The sequence below is a fragment of the Propioniciclava soli genome (genome assembly GCF_038502305.1).
Taxonomy (GTDB): Bacteria; Actinomycetota; Actinomycetes; order Propionibacteriales; family Propionibacteriaceae; genus Propioniciclava; species Propioniciclava soli.
This window is the reverse complement of record NZ_CP115965.1, coordinates 1,894,850-1,911,726: the sequence shown is the minus strand read 5'-3', so window position 1 is coordinate 1,911,726 and position 16,877 is coordinate 1,894,850. Positions and strand designations below refer to the sequence as shown.

Below are 16,877 nucleotides of genomic sequence, written 5' to 3'. Positions count from 1 at the left end.
TGCCTTCGAACCGTGGTGCCGTGTCGCTATCCCACAATGAGCCGCAGGGCTGGCCGCTGATCCGGCTCCCCGAGTAAGTCGCGCACCAGCACCGGGCTGATCTTCAACGCGTCGGCGAGTACAGGCAACGGTGCGCCATGGTCCCCGGCGAGTTCGGCGGCCTTCTTCAGCAGTGTCGGCACCTCCCCCGGGTATGAAGCAGCTGGATCCGCCTGACCGTCGTAAACGGCGGACAGGCGCTGGTACGCCCGTCGTGCCGAAGACTCGGTCGTGCGGCCCCGCTCGACCATGCGCCGGACCAGCGATGTTGGTGCAACACCCCAGGTTCGGCCGAGCTTGGTCAGTGCCGCAATATCGAGGCGTTGTGGCAGGGTGGCGTCCATCGCTGACGCAGGGGTCAGGAGCGCTGCGGCGAATGCGTCGGCCTCCTTCTCGATCATGGCTGTTGGCTCGGTTACATCGCCGTGTAGGAGGAGGTGCCCGATCTCATGCGCTACGGAGAAGCGATGCTTGAAGACGTTCTCGGTCCGGCGAGGCGTTGTGACGATGATCGCCCGTTCGAGAATCATGACCGAGAAGGCGTCGACGTTGGCGACCTCGCTGTGGGGACGTACCGCCACGATGATGCCGTGGGATTCAGCGGTCGCAACGAGGTGCTTCACGGGACCATCCGGCAGGCTCCAGTGGTGACGTAGCATGGCCGCCGCCTCTGCAGGCGTTGAGCCAGTCGGGATGCTCGGTAGGTCGCCCTGAGGGAGCTTGACGTAGCGCTCCAAAGCAAAGGCGAGTTCCCAGATCAGGGTTGCTGTGGCTATTGCCTTCTGTCGGTCGCTGACCCGGGCCGCGCGAAGACTACGGAAATGCGGGTTCACGCTGTCAATGCGTGCCAACGGGCGGCCGACGGAGAAGAACTCGGGGCGCACCTGCAGGGTCTTGGCGAGCCGCACGATGACCTCTGGCCGGGGGGAGTTGATCCCGGCCTCGTACTGGCCAATAGCGGCCGGAGAGACGCTCGCCTCGGCCGCGAGGTCAGCCTTGCTGATGCCGAGCCGGACCCGGGCTTGGGTCAGTCGGGCGGGCTCGAACCTGCTGCCAGTGGGAACTGGCAGGTCGAATAGGCTGGGCGGATCCTCACGCATCGGGCCCCGGCCGATCCTGATTCTGGAGCTCCACGACAGGCTCGGTCGGCGCACCGCTGTCGAAAGCCTCCACGTCGGACGTGGGATCGCCGGCGTCGAGCTCCGGCTCCCAGATGGCCTCGAGGCCGTGCAACTCAACCGTTCCATCGGCGTTGAGCCCCGCGACTGCCCACTCGATCTTCTGGAGCTGCCATGGAACGGAGCGGACCAAGATCAGCACCACTGGCATCGGGTCGTCGACGGCAGCCATCAATGTGGCAGTGGACTCCGTGCCGTCCGCGTCGACGGACGATTCAAGGGGAATGGTTTCGTCGAAGGTGGGCTCCCACAGCATCGCCGGGGGCGTGGGGGCAAAGAATCCGTTCTGACGCGTGGGGCTGGAGGCGAAGTTCGCGATCGCGTTCGAGTCCTCGGGGACGCGCCACACGTAGATCAGGCAGCCGTTCACGATGCCGACCTTGTGGCCGCCAGGAGGCAGTTTGTGGGAGTTGAACCCTCGCGCGCTTAGTGCATCGCAAGCATCGTCGAGGAGGTCGCGCCATTGGCTACCAAATGCCATCCCGTACTTTGTTCCCGAAGCTTGGTGCGCTGCGGCAAAGCGGTCGTGCGCGTCGCGCACGACATCGATCATCAGGGCCCGGACGCCGTCGGATTGATCGCCGAGTGCATGGGTAGGAGAGTTCGGAACCATCAGTTGGCCTCCTTGAGCCTTGGCTGAGGCCTCGGGCGGCCTGCCCGACTTCAGTATGCCACATGAATCGCGCACTGCTGCTTCAGTGATGGGCAGCGCTCGCTAGATGCGTCGGGTCGCCACTGCCAGCGAGGGTGACCTAGACGGGCAAGCCCGAATCCTTCAAGGTCATGAAGGCCATCATCTTGGAGGGGACCGACATTTCCGAAGGGTCGAAGATGGTCGAGACCTGATTCGTTCGAGAAGCCGGTGGATGTCTCACTTTCCCCACGTGGTGGTCGTCGCATGTACGTACCGCTGAGCGGAGGTACGTCTCATCTTGTCGACGATCGGACAACCGGTCGGTTCTGGACGCCGTCCCCCCACCACTGCTCGCTCAGATCAGCACGACTCGACGCCGTATCGGTCAACTCTCTAGCGGCAGAAGCGTGAGCAATTCTGAAGCCGCTGTGAGCAGTCGCAAGTCCTCCAACAAGTGGCGGACCATCTCCGGGTTGGTGGTGGTCAGGGTGGTGAGGATCGTGGTGCGGGCCTGGGCCCGCTCGTCGTCGGTGGGGTCGAGGGCGGTGAGGGCCTCAACCAGGCGTCGGACCAGCCACGGGCGGGTGGTGGTGGTCAGGGTGGTGAGGATCGCGGTGCGGGCCTGGGCCCGCTCGTCGTCGGTGGGGTCGAGGGCGGTGAAGGCCTCAACCAGGCGGCGGACCAGCCACGGGGCGGTGGTGGTGGTCAGGGTGGTGAGGATGGCGGTGCGGGCCTGGGCCCGCTCGTCGTCGGTGGGGTCGAGGGCGGTGAAGGCCTCAACCAGGCGTCGGACCAGCCACGGGCGGGTGGTGGTGGTCAGGGTGGTGAGGATGGCGGTGCGGGCCTGGGCCCGCTCGTCGTCGGTGGGGTCGAGGGCGGTGAAGGCCTCAACCAGGCGTCGGACCAGCCACGGGCGGGTGGTGGTGGTCAGGGTGGTGAGGATGGCGGTGCGGGCCTGGGCCCGCTCGTCGTCGGTGGGGTCGAGGGCGGTGAAGGCCTCAACCAGGCGTCGGACCAGCCACGGGCGGGTGGTGGTGGTCAGGGTGGTGAGGATGGCGGTGCGGGCCTGGGCCCGCTCGTCGTCGGTGGGGTCGAGGGCGGGGAGGGCAGCAACCAAGTCGCGGACCATCTCCGGGGTGGTGGTCAGGGTGGTGAGGATGGCGGTGCGGGCCTGGGCCCGCTCGTCGTCGGTGGGGTCGAGGGCGAGGAGGGCCTCAACCAAGTGGCGGACCAGCCACGGGGCGGTGGTGGTCAGGGTGGTGAGGATCGTGGTGCGGATGGTTGCATTGGCCGTAGGCCAGTGGGTGGTTGCAGCGATCAACTCTGGGTGTGATTGCGCATGCGACTTCCGGAAGGCGTCGATCTGGTCGTGGTGATGCTCAGGCCAGTCTTCGGGGAGCGTGCGCGCTGTCCGCTTCGGTGTCTTTCTGAGGGTCCGGGTTGTGCGTTCAAGGCTGGTGTGGAGCCCGGCCACCTATCACCAGTCGTAACTGTACCGTACGTATGGTATAGTTACGGGTGGTGATAGTTCGGTTCCGGAAAGGTGTGATGACGTGAGTTTGAGCAAGCGGCAGCGGTGGGGTCTGCTGGTGACGGTGGCGGCGGGGCTGCTGTTGATCACTCTGGACAACTCGATCCTGTACACGGCGTTGCCGACGTTGACCGAGGAGTTGGGGGCGTCGGGGTCGCAGAGCTTGTGGATCATCAACGCCTATCCGGTGGTGATGGCGGGCCTGTTGCTGGGCTCGGGCACGCTGGGGGACCGGATCGGGCACCGGCGGATGTTTTTGATCGGTCTGGTGGTGTTCGGGGTGGCGTCGTTGGGGGCGGCGTTCGCGCCGTCGGCGGGTCTGCTGATCGCGGCGCGTGCGGTGCTGGCGGTGGGCGCGGCGGCGATGATGCCGGCCACGCTGGCGCTGATCCGGGTCTCGTTCGAGGTTGAGCGTGAGCGCAATTTCGCGATCGCGGTGTGGGGGAGCCTTGCGGTGGTGGGTGCGGCGCTGGGCCCGATCGTGGGCGGGGTGCTGCTGGAGCACTTCTGGTGGGGCTCGGTGTTCCTGATCAACGTGCCCGTGGTGATCGCCGCGTTGATCGCGGCGGTGCTGATCGCACCGCCCAACGACCCCGACCCGTCCAAGAGGTGGGACCTGGTGTCGTCGTTGCAGGCGATGGTCGCGCTGGTGGGTGCGGTGTTCTTCATCAAGGAGCTCGCGCATTCCCCGCAGAACTGGGTGATCGTTGGTGCGGGCTTGGTGGCCGCGGTGGTCGGGTCGGTGCTGTTCGTCCGCCGTCAGCGGGGCTTGGAGCAGCCGCTGCTGGAGTTCTCGATCTTCCGCAATCCCGCGTTCAGCGCCGGGGTGCTGGCGGCGGCGTTCTCGATGTTCGCGATCGGCGGGTCCCAGCTGGTCACGACCCAGCGGTATCAGCTTGTGGAGGGTTTCACCCCCCTGGAGGCCGGGCTGCTGGTCGCGGCGGTCGCGATCGGGTCGCTGCCCACCGCGCTGTTGGGCGGGGCGTTCCTGCACAGGATCGGCCTGCTGCCGTTGATCGCCGGGGGCCTTGCGGTCGCCTCGCTCGGGGTGGTCGTGGTGCTCATCGGTGTGCAGGCCGACGTGTTCGGTGTGTTGGTTGCCGGGCTGCTGGTTACCGGCGCCGGGCTGGGTGGGGCGATGTCGGTGGCCTCGACCGCGATTGTGGGCAATGTGCCCGCCCGCCGTGCCGGGATGGCGTCCTCGGTCGAGGAGGTGTCGTATGAGTTCGGGTCCCTGACCGCTGTCGCGTTGTTGGGCAGCCTGCTCACCTTCGTTTACACCACCACCGTGCGGCTCCCGGCCGGCGCGCCGGAGGGTGCGCACGAGAGCCTGTCGGATGCGCTGGCGACAGCGGGCGGGGACCGGGCGATCATCGAGGCGGCGAGCAGTGCCTTCGACACCGGGTTCTTGGTCACGATGATCATCCTCGCCGTGGTCCTGGCGGTCGGGGCCGCGGTCACCGGACGGTTGCTGCGCCACCACGGGCCGGGGACTCAGTCGCAGGCCTTCTCGGGCAACCACTGACCGGGCGGGAGTGGAGGCAGAGGCTATGCGTCCCAGCAAGCGGACCGAGATCCTCGATGCGGCCCTGGGGGTGATCGAGGCCGGCGGGGTCACCGCGGTGACCTTCGAGGCCGTGGCCGAGGCCGCGGGCATGACCAAAGGCGGGCTGCTGTATCACTTCGGCACCCGCGAGGTCATGCTGCAGGCGCTGCACGAGCACCTCGCCGAACAGTGGGAGACCGCTCTCACCGAGGCCGCGGGCAAACCCGCCGAACGGGCCAGTGATGCTGAGCGTCTGGCCGCCTACGCCCAGGTCGCGACCCACAGCGCGACCCGGGCCGAGTTGTTGCTGATGCTCGAAACCGTCAACGACCCCGCCATGCACGCCCCCTGGAACGGGGTCCTGGCCCGGTGGACCCCGCCACTGCCCGAGCATGCAGACATCTCCCCGGGTGAGTTGAGCCAGCTCATCGCCCGCCTGGCCGCCGACGGGCTCTGGCTCATCGAGTCCCTCACCACACCCCTGCACCCCTCTATGCGGGCCAGGATCGCGAACCACCTCACCACCCTCGCCTACACGACCGAGACCCCCAGTGCACCCGGCACATCCGGCGGGGGCGGCGCACGTGATCCGCGGTGACTGTGGGGCTGCTGCTCACCCTGGTGGGCTTGGCGTTGCTGGACTCGGTCAACGTCTCCACGATCTGGATCGTCGTGGTGATCCTGCTGGCCGCCAAGCGGCCCGCGGCCACCGGGTGGGCGTACGCGGTCGGGGCGTTCGTGACGTTCGGGACCTTCACGCTGCTGCTCTACTTCGGGCTCAACGCCGCCGAGACCTGGCTGGACGGGTTGACGCTGTGGCTGCGTCGCATCCTGTTCACGATCATCACGGTGGTCTTCATCGTTCTCGGCGTCCGCCGGTTCACCGCGCGCCCCCGGCGCGGGTACGGGCTGCCGTCCTGGGTGAACGCCTGGACCGCGCTTCCGCTCGGTCTGGTCGCCACGATCAGCGACATCCCTAACGCGTTCCCGATGTTCCTGGCCGTCGAACGCCTCATCGACACCGGCATCGGCCCCGAGACCGCGGTGCCCGTGCTGATCGGCTACACCGCGATCTACGCCCTGCCGACCCTCGCGGTCCTGATCATCGGCCTGCTCTACCAAGACCGCCTCCGAGCCCGGCTGCAAACCCTCTACAACCGCTACGCCACCGGTCACACCAAGCCCAGCGGCAAGATCGCCGCGCTGTACTTCACCGCAGCCGCCGCGAGCCTGGCCATCCTCATCTTTCTCATCCGATGACCCACGTGAGGTTGACCCCGTAACCCGGACACCGTCTTGGCGGGTTCCCTTGTCGGGGACCGCCGGAGAGGATGTCCTCGATGGGATCGACGAGGAAGAGAAGGACGTACACGCCGGAGTATCGGCGGGAGGCCGCGCATCTGGTGATCGACACCGACCGGACGATCGCAACGGTCGCCGGCGAGATCAACGTGGGTGCGCAGCTGTTGGGCCGCTGGGTCCAGCAGGAGCGCGACCGGATCGGTGCCCCACCGGAGGCGCCGCTGGACGCCTCGGAGCGGGCCGAGTTGGAGCGGCTGCGGCGGGAGAACACCGAGCTGCGGTTGGACAACGAGTTCCTGGGAAAAGCCGCAGCCTTCTTCGCAGCGAAGAACACTCCCGGCAGGAGTGCTTCGAGGTGATCGACGCGGAGAAGGCGAACTACACGATCAGCCGGATGTGCCGGCTGCTCAAGGTTGATCGGCGCCGCTACTTCGAATGGTGTCGGCGCCAAGCGGCCGGGCGTACCCGGGCCGAGCAACGGCGGGCTGAGCTGACCAGCAAGATCGTGGAGTTCCACAAGGCCTCTGATGGCACCTACGGGGCGCCGAGGATCCTGCACGACCTGCGCGACGCCGGGGAGACGGTGTCGGTCAAGACGGTCGCGAAATGCATGCGGCAAGCCGAGATAGCCGGGATCAGCCCGCGTACCTGGCATCCCCCGACCACGGTGCCCGGCCCGAACCCCGACCCGGCACCCGACCTGGTCAAGCGCCGGTTCGACCAAGGCCGCCGCGATGCCGCCTGGTTCTCCGACATCACCTACCTGGCCACCGGTGAGGGCTGGGCCTACCTGTGCACCGTCCGTGACGGCCACACCCGCCGGGTCCTGGGCCGCACCGTCGCGACCACCTCAGGGCCGACCTGGTCGAGGATGCGCTCCGCCAGGCCGTCGCCCTACGCGGCGAGTTGCCCGGCAAAGTCATCTTCCACGCCGATAGGGGCTGCCAGTACACCAGCCAGCAGCTGGCCGACCTGTGCGGCGAGCTGGACCTGCTCCGCTCCATGGGACGCACCGGGGTGTGCTGGGATAACGCGGCCGCCGAATCGTTCTGGTCAACGTTCAAGAACGAGTACTACCACCGGCACGTGTTCGCCACGATCGGCGCCGCCCGCCGCGGCGCCTACACCTGGATCGACGCCTGGTACAACGCCCGCCGACGCCACTCCAGCATCGGCTACCTCAGCCCACTACAGTACGAACACCACCTGGCCCGACAGGCCGACCAGACGGCCCTCCAAGCCGCCTGACCAAACAACCACCTGTCCGGGATTCGGGGTCAACCTCATGGCGGCGGGGTTCAGTGGCCGTGCGGGCTGGATTCTTCGGGTGCTGGGGGGAGTCCGCCGAGGCGGCGCAGCTCGGCGATGTTGGCGTTGAGCGGGGCCATGGCTTGGGCGGCTCCGTCGGCGGTGCCGGGGGTGTGGGGCTGATCCGCGCGTCGGGTGGCGGGTGTGGCGGCGAGGCTGCCGACGTGGAGGAGCGCGATCGCGTGCCGGACGGCAGCATCGGTGGGGTTGGGGGCGGTGGTGAGGGTGTGGCTGATCGCGGCTTCGGTCTGTTGGTTGTTCCCGGTGAGGCTGCCGAGGATCCATTGGTGGACGGTGGGGATCTCGGTGGTGAGGTCGAAGTCGTCCACGGTGGGCTGGGGGAGGCGCGGCTGCTGGATGACGGTGCGGGCGTGGTCGTGGCCACGGGACAGGATGGCGTCGCACACGCCGACGGTGGCGGCTTGGAGGTAGACCGCGGCGAAGGCGGGCCGGGTGAGGACCTGGCGGGTGGTGTCCTGGCCGAGCGCGTCGGCGATGCCGTACTCGGTGGGTTGGGTGAGCCGGGTGGCCCAGCTGGTGCGGACGGTGGTGTAGATGTCGTGGCTGTCGAGCCAGTCGGTGGTCATGCGCGTGACCCCTTTCTGTTCTGTCTTAGGGGAGGGGGATGAGGGTGGCGGCGAGCCAGCCGAGGAGGAGCCAGGGGCCGTAGGCGTGGCGGCTGCCGGGCTGGCGGGGTCGGGTGAACGCCCACCCGGCGGCGGTGAGGGTGCCGAGGAGGAACGCCAGCCAGGTGGCTGAGGCGCTGAGGGGGGCGGTGGTGAGTCCGATGAGGCCGGCGAGGCGGACGTCGCCGTAGCCGAGACCACCCCGACCGGCCTTGTGCAGGACCCAGAACAGGCCGTAGCTGATCGCCCAGCCGAGCGCTGCGACGGCTGCGAGCAGCCATGTTCGGGTCAGTGCTGCGGTGGCCACGACGCCGAGGACGCTGGCGATGAGGGTGAGCATGGTGGTGCGGTAGGGCAGGCGGTGCACGTCGGCGTCGACGGCAACCAGCCACGGTGCGGCGATCGCGAGCGGGTACAGGTGGAGCAGGTGGACGGCTTCCCCCGTGGCGGTGTAGCCCAAGGTGAGCGCCCCGAGGACGCCGGCCAGGGCGAGGGGTACCCATCGGCGGGGGCTGGGCTCGGGCCAGGCCTGGGTGGTCTCTTCGGGGTAGCGGTAGGTGAGCGTGGTGAGCCGTCGGCGCTGGTACTCACCCAGCAGGACGCCACTGATGGTGGCGGCCGCCGTGGCGGTGAGGGTGGGGGCGTCCATGGGGTGTGCTCCTGTGGGGGTTGGTCTGAGGGTAGGTCAGCGACCGCGTCCGCGCGGGTCGTGTCCGGGGCGGGTCGGGATGCGTTCGATGGTCGGTGTGGCGGCTTGGGGCCGGTCGGCGGGGGTTTCGTGGGTCTCTTCTGCGGGGGTGAGCCGCTGCTTGACGTCGTGCAGGCGGGCGAGCTGGCTGTCGGCGGCACGGCGGGCGTTGGTGTTCCACGCGCGCACGTGGTCCTTGAGGGTGCCGCGCAGGAAACCGGCGGGCAGGCCGAGCCGGTCGCCGAGGGCTTGGACGCCGTCCTCCCACCGGTCGGGGGCTGGGCGGCGAGCACGGCCACGGCTCCGAGGGCGGCGTCGGGGGTGGGCAGGTTGCTGATCCGCTCGTTGATGAGCACGTCGGCCAACGGTCCGGCCTGGGTGAGCGCGTGGTTGAGGGCGGCGGCTTGGCCGGTGGCCAGCAGTTCGGCGGGATCTGTGCCGGGGTTCAGGATGGCGTAGCGGGGGTCGAGGCCGTGGGGGGTGAGCATCCAGTAGTCGCGTTCGGCGGCGAGGCGTCCGGCGAGGTCGGCGTCGGTGGCGATGATCGGGGTGCGGTCGAGGTTGGCGAGTTGGGTGGCTTGCAGGTTGGTCAGGCTGGTGCCGAGGGGGGCCAGGCCGATGTAGCGGCCGTGGCTGGCGAGGGTGATGGCGTGGGCGTCCATGGGGCCTTCGGCGAGCACGGGGATGCGGGTGGGGTCTGCGGTGAGGAGGTGGGTGGCGCCGTAGAGCTGGTTGCCCTTGTGGAACAGGGGCGTGTCGGGGGTGTTGAGGTACTTGGGTGCCTGCTCGTCGGTGCTGTTGGGGTTGCGGCGTCCGACGAACCCGAGCACGCGGTGTTGGTCGTCTTGGATGGGCAGCATGACCCGGTCACGGAACCGGTCGATCAGGTTCCCGTTGCGGGCGGTGGTGGCGACGCCGGCGGTGAGCATCTCCTGGTTGGTGATGCCGTGGCCACGCAGGTGGTCGACCAGGTTGGTCCAGCCGGCTGGTGCGAGTCCGGGCCGCAGGTCGGGGTGGTCGTGGACGTCGACGCCGAACCGGTCGGTGAGGTACGCGCGCGCCCAACTGCTTGTGAACGTGTGCTGGTAGAAGCGGGCGGTGAGCTCGTTGACCAGTTCGAGCCGTTCCTGGCTGGCGGGGCTGTCGTGCCACTGGTCGGCCTGGTCGAGCAGACGGATCGTGTCCGCGGGGTCGGCGTCGAGGCGTAGGCCGGTGCGGATGAGCGCCTCCACGGTGAGGTCGTCGCCGTCCCATTCCAGCGGGGGCTCGGGCACGTGGGCGGGCTCGCTGGCGGCCAGTTCGCCCGGGGCGTGCTGTTCGTGGGGGTTGGCGACGAGGATCGGGTTGGCGGGGGTCCAGTCGTCCCACAGGTCGGCGGGTGGCGCGTCGGTCTCGAGGGCGTCGGCGGGGGTGTCGTGGCTGTCGGCGAGGCGGGTGACGTCCTCGATGAGGGTCTGGATGTCGCCCACCTGGTGTGGGCTGATGAGGGCGTCCAGGGGCCAGCCGCGCTGCAGGCCGCGGTCCACGGCGTCCACGAGCGTGACCCACCACGGGCTGGCCTGCATCGCTGCGGCGTGGGCGCCGAGTCGTGTGGTGAGTTCGGGCAGCCACTGGTCGGGGGTGCGCCGTTCGCCGGTGCGTTGGGCGTGGTCGAGTTGGCCGGCGATCCGCCACCACAGGGCGGCAGCGGGGTGGTCATCGGGCAGCGGCTGCACGCTGGCGGCTTCCAGCAGGGGCCGCACCTGGGTGCCGTGGCTGGACAGGTAGCCGAGCTGGCGGGCCAGTTGGGGCAGGTACGGGTCGGCGGTGATGGTCGCGGACAGGTCGGCCAGCAGCGGTCCCCATTCGGCCAGGGCGGGGGAGTGGTCCTCACGCAGGCGGCGGTCCAAGCCGGTCTGGTAGCGGCGGATGGTGCTCTGGAACTGCGGGTCCCCAGTGGGCCGCAGGTCGGCGGCGTCGACACCGGTGGCGGCGCGGAACACCTCGACATCGGCCACCAGAGCGATTGGCGGCGTCCAGCTGGAGGACCGCACCCACGCGGGCTGGCTCGCACCGTTGAGGGTCGCCTGCCGGACGTGGTCGGCGAGCGCGCCGACGAGGGTGCTGCGAGCACTCAGGTAGGGACCCCAGGTGGGGTGGTCGGCCAGTCGGGTCGGGATGCCGGGCAGCCACGGCAACGGTCCCCGGTCGCGGGTGCGGGTCTGGAGGCGGGCGACGAGGACGGACGCTTCGTCGCGGGCGTCGCCGAGCGGGCTGCTGGTGAGGGCGTGTTGGGTTTCTGCGAAGGGGTCGCGGCCGTCGGCGGCGATGAGGAGGAGCCGGTTGACCAGGGTGGGCCACGCGTCGCAGTCGGTGATGCCGGGCACCATCGTGTTGATGCGGCGGGTGAGGTGGCGGAGGAGGTCGGGGTCGGTGATTTGCGCGGCCGCTACGCCGATCGCGTCGGCGTAGCGGCGGGTGGCATCGGCCAGCTGGGTGGCCGGGTTGGCGGCGATCCGGGTCTGCGTGGTCGCTGAGACGGGGGTGTCGTCGCGGCCGAGGATCTTCTCCAGCATGTCGGTGGGGGTGAGCGGGCTGACCGTTTCTGGGGCGAAGGTGGTGTGTTCGTTGCCATCGGAGACCACGGCCAAGTAGGCGTGGTTGGCTTCGCGGCCGCGGGTCATCATCGTGTACAGCAGCTGGCGGGATTCGCCGCCGGACAGGACGCCGTGGGTGGTGTCGACCGAGATGCCCTGGGCGGTGTGGATGGTGGAGGCGTAGCCGAGGTTCTGTAAACGCACCTACCTCTCACACAAGTAGGAAGGTGGGGCCGAAGCATGGGCCACAACGAGCAAGCACAGGCCACGGAACAGTTGCGGGCGGTGGTGTACGTCAGGATCAGCGACGACCCGGAGGGCACCGAGCGCGGCGTGGATCGGCAGGAGGCGGACTGCCGGGCCTACGCCGCAGCTCACGGGTGGGAAGTCGCGGGAGTGTTCCGTGAGAATGACACGTCGGCGTTCAAGCAGCGCACGATCACGCTGGCCTCAGGTGAGCGGGTGCGACGAGTGATCCGCCCGCAGTTCCGCGCCATGCTCAAACACCTTGACGCTGGTGAGGCGCAGGTGATGATCGCGTATGACTTGGATCGGGCGGTGCGCGACCCCAGGGACTTGGAAGACCTCATTGATGCGAAGGTGCTCAGCGGATTCTCCGTCCGCTCCGTGACCGGCTCGCTGCGGTTGGACACGGACTCGGATGTAGCGATGGCGCGGGTGCTGGTGGCGATGGCGAACAAGTCCTCAGCAGACACCGCTCGCCGTGTGGCGAGGGCGGCGAAGCAGCAGGCCATCGAGGGTGCCTGGCACGGCGGCCGGGTGCCGTTCGGATATCGCGCCGAGAACGGTGTCCTCGTCATCGATCCGGTGACGGGACCGCTGGTGGTTGAAGCGTTCCAGCGGGTGCTGGCCGGTGACTCGCTATACAGGATTCGGAAGGACTGGAACGAGCGCGGCATCCGAACGACGCAAGAGTGTGCATGGTCGGATCGGACGTTGAAACTGATGCTCCGCAACCCTTCCAACAAGGGCGTGCGCGAGTACCGACCCGTGATGCCGGACGGAAGCCGTGCGAAGACATCGAAGATGCAGGTGAAGGCGGCGTGGCTTGCGATTGTGGACGAGGACACCTGGCAGCAAGTCTCCGACGTGCTCGACGCGAGGAAACAGGCCCGGAACTTCCATCAGCCCGGTACTGGGGCGGCGAAGCGCATGTACCCGTTCTCAGGTCTGATCCGCTGCTCGGCCTGCGGGCGGGCGATGCTCCACCGAGGCGTGGTGTATCAGTGCATCCAGCCCACGCGTGGCGGCTGCAATCGTTCGATCCGCTCGGCCGAGATTTCCAAGCTCGTGGAGGAGGCGGTGTTGGCGACGTTCGAGCAGATTACCCTCAGCCCGTCGAAGCGAGCGACGCCCGCTGCTGACATGGGGGCGCGAGTCGGACTTGCCGCGAGGCTCGACGCCGACCGGGAACGCTTGGCCCGACTAGACGATGACCATTACGACGGGTTGATCGACAAGGCCATGTGGGTGCGTCAGCGCGCGCGGATCGCCGAGCGGATCGAACACACCCGGCGCGAGTACGCCGCCGCCCTACCTGAACAGACCGGACCAGGCATCGACAGGACCACCGTCGCCAAAGAGTGGACTGGTCGCACCCCGCTGTGGCAGTACCAGGCGGCGAGCCTGATCTTGGAGGCCGTGCTCGTTCATGCGCTACCAGAGGGTACGAATGGTGCGACCCCAGCTCGTCGCCGCAACGAGAGTGTCGAGGCGTTCCATGTTCGTCGTGCCGCGTACCGTGCCGACGTTCTCGCGCACAGGGTCGAGTTCGTCTGGCGCGCCTAGCCACTGGATCTCGCAGGGCGCTGTCGGCCCCGCGTCCTGACCGATAAGCGGTTCAGGGTACGGAGCTCTCCTGTGCCCCGGTCACGGCTCCTGCCGTGGACCGAGGTGCCGCGCACAGCCCCCGTAGCTCGGCCAGCACAGCCGGATCGTTCACTTTTGAGGGCAAGCCTTGCGCGTGGCGGGAGGCGGCTGCCAGGCGGGCGCCCGGCGTCGAGCCGGTCGGTCCTGTCGGTGGCGGGGAGAAGGTCGCGGGGGTGGCGGTCGGGGTTCTCATACTGACAGGTGCGACGCCCCGCCCGCCCGCGCACCGTCAAGGCGCAGGGGCCGGCTTACTCGTGTGGCTTCGCGGCCCAGATCGCGGCCAACAGGCCGGTGTCACAGCGCAGCGAGTCCAGGGGTTCGCCACTGAGTAGACGAAGCAGAACGCCGTCGCCGGTCGCAGTACCGGCGTGCTTTGGGTCGGGGTGCCCCAGCACGATCCGCAACAACGCGGACCATGACCTCGGCGGCACACCCAGCAGCGCAGGAACCGTGTGGTCGCGGCGTAGCACCTCCACCGCGTTCGCCCGTGAGGTCAGATCGCCAAGCCGGTAGGCGACATGCTCTACGCAGTCGGCCACGATCCCGGCATCCCACCCCGTCGAGGCGAACAACTCCACTGTGTCCGACAGGGCTGTAGCGACCCGGACGCGGTCGCCGTCCTGTGACTCGTCTTCGTCGTCGGTCTCGGCAGTGACGGCGAAGGCAGGGTGGTAGTCGGCCAGGTGCTCTCGTTCAGTGAACCGGATGGCGTCGTGGAATCCAGCGATCCGGGAGGTGTGCCGGACCTTGCCAGTGGAGACCAGCATCCCAGCAGCCCGAACCTCGACGCCGCAGGTGATCTGCACGGCGCGAGTGACCACCGCCCAGGGATTACAGGCTTTCCGCGTTGAGGGGGCGAGCATGACCTCGAACGCCGCCGAGGCAACCTCCCAGGCATCCAGCCCGTGCTTACGGGCCAGCCGCTGATACCTGGCTGCCGTGTATCGCATCAGCTCCGCTGCTTCACGATCGCCCTGCCAGGCCCCAGGCCCGGTCTGGTGCAGCCGGATCAGCAGGGCACGCAGCCGTTCGGGGCTCTCGAACTTCCTACTGGCTGAGTCGGTCGGGGCCGCAGCATCGTCGCTCGGGTCGGGTGGGGTGTGTTCGGTCACGGTGACGCCTCCCGTGAAGGAGGTGCGCCACCAGCACCCAAACCAGGACGCGCGCCACAGCGCCCCTACACCCGCCGTCCATCAGTGGAAGCGCGACATGCTCGGCCGTCCTGTCGGTGCGAGACGGCTTGCCGGAAAGTCCGTCCGACGGCCCTGCCAACGCCTTGCTGCGGAGGTTTACCCCGTCCCGTGTCTCATGTGTCGCGTCGGTTGGCGATGATGATTGACGGGATCAGCAACCCGAGTGTCCAGGCGAGGACGACGGCCCAGGAGGCGATCGCGGGAGGTGCGGTGTCGGGGACACTGGCGAACCAGAGGGTGTAGGAGGCGATGTCGGGGAGGAAGTACCAGTTCTGGCCTTGCAGGAGTGGGCTGAGGATGAGCAGGTACACCAGCAGAATCGCTGCGGCCGGGATGGCTTTGCGGATGAGCAGCCCGAGAGCTGAGCTGAGGACTGCCATCAGGGTGAGGTAGCCAGCGGCGCTGGGGATGATTCGCGCGGCCACGTCGAGGTCGGCCTCGGCGATGGGGACGCCTGTGGTGAGAAGGATGGTGGTGATGCTTGTCGCGACGATGAGCAGAGCGGCGGCGAACGTGATGGGCACGAGTGCGACGGTCGCGGCCAGTCGCCAAGTGATTCGGTCGGGTATGGCGATGAGGGTGGTGCGGATCTGCCCTCCGATGTATTCGGAGGTGCTGGCGATGACGCCGAGGAGGAAGAAGCCGCACTGTGTCCAGGTGACGGCGGTGACGCCGTAGTCCAGGATGTTCACCGTTTGGTCGGGGCCGATGTTCGCGCTCGTACCGAACGCGATGGACAGCACGATGGTGAGCGCGAGCGTCCCGCCGAGCACGAGCCAGGTTGCAGGCAACGACCAGAGCTTGGATGCCTCGGCGCGCACGGCGTCGGTGAATGCTGTCGCGGGGGTGCGGAAGTCGGTGGTCGTGGTCATGCGTCTCTCCGGGTGAACACGGCTCCAGCGGCGATGAGAAGCGCGATGACCCAGGCGGCCATCACGAGCCCGCCGGTGAGCGGGGCGATCTCGACACTGGTGCTCACGGTGGTGAACATGCGCATCCCGGCCAGGTCCGGCAGATAGTTGGCAGCGGGGATGCTCTGCGCGAGTAGGTAGGTGACGGTGACTGCGGAGGAGTTCGCGACCAGGACGGCCATCGGGATGATGCCGTTGCGGGTGAGCACGGTCAGGCCGAACCCGAGCAGCGCCATCAGCACCCAGTAGACGACCGCCCCAGTTGCTCGGGCGAAGGTGTCACCGTCGAGCGCGGGAGCATCCGGGCCGAGCAGGAGGTGGACAGTTGCGAACACCAGAGCGATGGCGACGACGGCGAGGACCGCGGTGGCGATGGCGACCGCGATGACCTTGGCGAGCAGCAAGCGGACTCGGGAGGGAACGGCGGTGAGGGTGGTGGTGATCTGTCGGCTGCCCGCGGACTCCTCGCCCTCGGCGGTGTACTCGCTGCCGATCGCGGCGACGCCGAGGATGATCGCGCCGAGCACGCCGATGGCGAGTTCGGAGAAACCTGTGTCCGATCCTGGTGTGGTCGTGAGGCTGGTGATGACGGCGATCCCGGTGGGAACGATGAGGCCTGCGGCGACGGCGAGCCACACAAAAGGCAGCGTGGCGAGCTTGGACAGCTCCGCGCGCAGCGCCCTCATCGTGCACCCCGGTCGCCGGTGAGCGCGAAGAACGCGTCTTCGAGATTCTTGTGGTTCCCGGTGACCTCGGCCAGCGTGCCGTCTGCGACGATGCGCCCACCCACGATGACCACGACGTCATCGACGGTCTCGGCCAGCTCGCCCATCAGATGCGAGGACAGCAACACTGTCCGTCCAGCTTGGGCCTGCTCTCGCAGGAACAGCCGTATCCAGCGGATGCCCTCGGGGTCCAGGCCGTTTACCGGCTCGTCCAACACCAGAGCCCCAGGGTCGGCAAGCAGCGCGGCGGCGAGTCCCAGACGTCGGCCCATGCCCAGCGAGTAGGTAGACACCCGCTTGTTCCCGGCATCGGCGATCCCGACCAGCTCCAGAAACTCTTCGACACGGGCGTTGCCGATACCTGCCGAGCGAGCGACCCAGCGCAGGTGGGCCCGGCCCGTGCGCGAGCGATGCGCGCCGGACCCGTCAAGGACCGCCCCGATACTGCGCAGCGGGTCACGCAGCGACGCGAATCGTTGCCCGTCCACGAGCGCCTGCCCGGAGGTGGGACGGTCCAGACCCAGCAGAATGCGCAGTGTCGAGGACTTTCCTGCGCCGTTCGGGCCGAGGAATCCGGTGACCCGGCCGGGACGGGCATGGAAGGTGATGTCGGTGAGGATGTCGCGGGCACCGCGGCGCTTGTTCACATGTTCGAAGGTAAGCATGCACTCCATGCCAGCAGGGCACGCGAGCAGGCACACCACAGTCAGGGGTGGTCTTGTCCGCTTGT

The 16,877-nt window shown here is 68.4% G+C and carries 14 protein-coding genes and 1 pseudogene; 5 read left to right on the top strand and 10 right to left on the bottom strand.

Features of this window, described 5'->3' with window-relative positions:
• Positions 1–26: 26 nt before the first annotated feature.
• The 3 genes from PCC79_RS08650 to PCC79_RS08640 all read right to left on the bottom strand — a co-directional run bounded on the left by PCC79_RS08650 (position 27) and on the right by PCC79_RS08640 (position 3,172).
• On the bottom strand, positions 27–1,139 hold the full coding sequence (locus PCC79_RS08650) for an XRE family transcriptional regulator (protein WP_232550203.1): 1,113 nt from the start codon (positions 1,137–1,139) through the stop codon (positions 27–29).
• Positions 1,132–1,830, bottom strand: coding sequence for a hypothetical protein (locus PCC79_RS08645; protein ID WP_232550204.1), 699 nt, complete (start codon positions 1,828–1,830; stop codon positions 1,132–1,134). The genes PCC79_RS08650 and PCC79_RS08645 overlap by 8 nt, the downstream gene beginning before the upstream one ends.
• A 406-nt stretch (positions 1,831–2,236) precedes the next feature.
• Positions 2,237–3,172 carry a hypothetical protein gene (locus tag PCC79_RS08640; RefSeq protein ID WP_342373577.1) on the bottom strand — a complete coding sequence of 312 codons (936 nt, stop codon included), beginning with the start codon at positions 3,170–3,172 and terminating at the stop codon, positions 2,237–2,239.
• Between the two features lie 232 nt (positions 3,173–3,404).
• Between PCC79_RS08640 and PCC79_RS08635 the strand changes: the two genes are divergently transcribed.
• From PCC79_RS08635 to PCC79_RS17400, 4 genes and pseudogenes are all read left to right on the top strand, one after another.
• Positions 3,405–4,907, top strand: a complete 1,503-nt coding sequence (locus PCC79_RS08635) for an MFS transporter (protein ID WP_232550280.1) — start codon at positions 3,405–3,407, stop codon at positions 4,905–4,907.
• A 25-nt stretch (positions 4,908–4,932) separates the two neighbouring features.
• Positions 4,933–5,526 (top strand): TetR/AcrR family transcriptional regulator, encoded by a 594-nt coding sequence (locus PCC79_RS08630; RefSeq protein ID WP_232550279.1) that lies wholly within the window; start codon positions 4,933–4,935, stop codon positions 5,524–5,526.
• Positions 5,523–6,188 (top strand): GAP family protein, encoded by a 666-nt coding sequence (locus PCC79_RS08625; protein ID WP_232550278.1) that lies wholly within the window; start codon positions 5,523–5,525, stop codon positions 6,186–6,188. The genes PCC79_RS08630 and PCC79_RS08625 overlap by 4 nt, the downstream gene beginning before the upstream one ends.
• Positions 6,189–6,259: 71 nt before the next feature.
• Positions 6,260–7,478 (top strand): annotated as a pseudogene (locus PCC79_RS17400) (IS3 family transposase).
• 50 nt (positions 7,479–7,528) lie between these two features.
• Here the strand turns inward: PCC79_RS17400 and PCC79_RS08605 are convergent.
• Genes PCC79_RS08605 through PCC79_RS08595 form a run of 3 tightly spaced genes read right to left on the bottom strand, consistent with a single transcriptional unit; the run spans position 7,529 to position 11,632 of the window.
• Positions 7,529–8,125, bottom strand: coding sequence for a hypothetical protein (locus tag PCC79_RS08605; protein WP_342373576.1), 597 nt, complete (start codon positions 8,123–8,125; stop codon positions 7,529–7,531).
• Positions 8,126–8,150: 25 nt separating this feature from the next.
• Positions 8,151–8,504 (bottom strand): hypothetical protein, encoded by a 354-nt coding sequence (locus PCC79_RS08600; protein WP_342373575.1) that lies wholly within the window; start codon positions 8,502–8,504, stop codon positions 8,151–8,153.
• A complete protein-coding gene (locus PCC79_RS08595) occupies positions 8,453–11,632 on the bottom strand; it encodes a toprim domain-containing protein (RefSeq protein WP_342373574.1) in 3,180 nt (1,059 codons plus the stop codon). The genes PCC79_RS08600 and PCC79_RS08595 overlap by 52 nt, the downstream gene beginning before the upstream one ends.
• 36 nt (positions 11,633–11,668) lie before the next feature.
• Here PCC79_RS08595 and PCC79_RS08590 point away from each other — a divergent pair, with 36 nt between their 5' ends.
• The gene (locus PCC79_RS08590; protein ID WP_232550171.1) at positions 11,669–13,237 is read left to right on the top strand and encodes a recombinase family protein; all 1,569 of its coding nucleotides are present in this window, start codon (positions 11,669–11,671) and stop codon (positions 13,235–13,237) included.
• Between the two features lie 329 nt (positions 13,238–13,566).
• On the opposite strand, the gene PCC79_RS08585 is transcribed toward PCC79_RS08590, so the two are convergent.
• The 4 genes from PCC79_RS08585 to PCC79_RS08570 all read right to left on the bottom strand — a co-directional run bounded on the left by PCC79_RS08585 (position 13,567) and on the right by PCC79_RS08570 (position 16,812).
• Positions 13,567–14,430, bottom strand: a complete 864-nt coding sequence (locus PCC79_RS08585; protein ID WP_232550172.1) for a hypothetical protein — start codon at positions 14,428–14,430, stop codon at positions 13,567–13,569.
• 194 nt (positions 14,431–14,624) lie between these two features.
• On the bottom strand, positions 14,625–15,383 hold the full coding sequence (locus PCC79_RS08580; protein ID WP_232550173.1) for a hypothetical protein: 759 nt from the start codon (positions 15,381–15,383) through the stop codon (positions 14,625–14,627).
• Positions 15,380–16,108 (bottom strand): ABC transporter permease, encoded by a 729-nt coding sequence (locus tag PCC79_RS08575; protein WP_232550174.1) that lies wholly within the window; start codon positions 16,106–16,108, stop codon positions 15,380–15,382. The genes PCC79_RS08580 and PCC79_RS08575 overlap by 4 nt, the downstream gene beginning before the upstream one ends.
• Entirely contained in the window at positions 16,105–16,812 is a 708-nt protein-coding gene (locus PCC79_RS08570; protein WP_342373573.1) for an ATP-binding cassette domain-containing protein, read from the bottom strand. Before PCC79_RS08570 ends, PCC79_RS08575 begins: the two co-directional genes overlap by 4 nt.
• Between the last annotated feature and the right edge of the window lie 65 nt (positions 16,813–16,877).

Excerpts from the sequence above, each read along its gene's own strand:
- PCC79_RS08650 (WP_232550203.1), bottom strand. The coding sequence starts at position 1,139 with ATGCGTGAGGATCCGCCCAGCCTATTCGACCTGCCAGTTCCCACTGGC.
- PCC79_RS08645 (WP_232550204.1), bottom strand. The coding sequence starts at position 1,830 with ATGGTTCCGAACTCTCCTACCCATGCACTCGGCGATCAATCCGACGGC.
- PCC79_RS08630 (WP_232550279.1), top strand. The coding sequence starts at position 4,933 with ATGCGTCCCAGCAAGCGGACCGAGATCCTCGATGCGGCCCTGGGGGTG.
- PCC79_RS08605 (WP_342373576.1), bottom strand. The coding sequence starts at position 8,125 with ATGACCACCGACTGGCTCGACAGCCACGACATCTACACCACCGTCCGC.
- PCC79_RS08600 (WP_342373575.1), bottom strand. The coding sequence starts at position 8,504 with ATGCTCACCCTCATCGCCAGCGTCCTCGGCGTCGTGGCCACCGCAGCA.
- PCC79_RS08590 (WP_232550171.1), top strand. The coding sequence starts at position 11,669 with ATGGGCCACAACGAGCAAGCACAGGCCACGGAACAGTTGCGGGCGGTG.
- PCC79_RS08580 (WP_232550173.1), bottom strand. The coding sequence starts at position 15,383 with ATGACCACGACCACCGACTTCCGCACCCCCGCGACAGCATTCACCGAC.
- PCC79_RS08575 (WP_232550174.1), bottom strand. The coding sequence starts at position 16,108 with ATGAGGGCGCTGCGCGCGGAGCTGTCCAAGCTCGCCACGCTGCCTTTT.
- PCC79_RS08570 (WP_342373573.1), bottom strand. The coding sequence starts at position 16,812 with ATGCTTACCTTCGAACATGTGAACAAGCGCCGCGGTGCCCGCGACATC.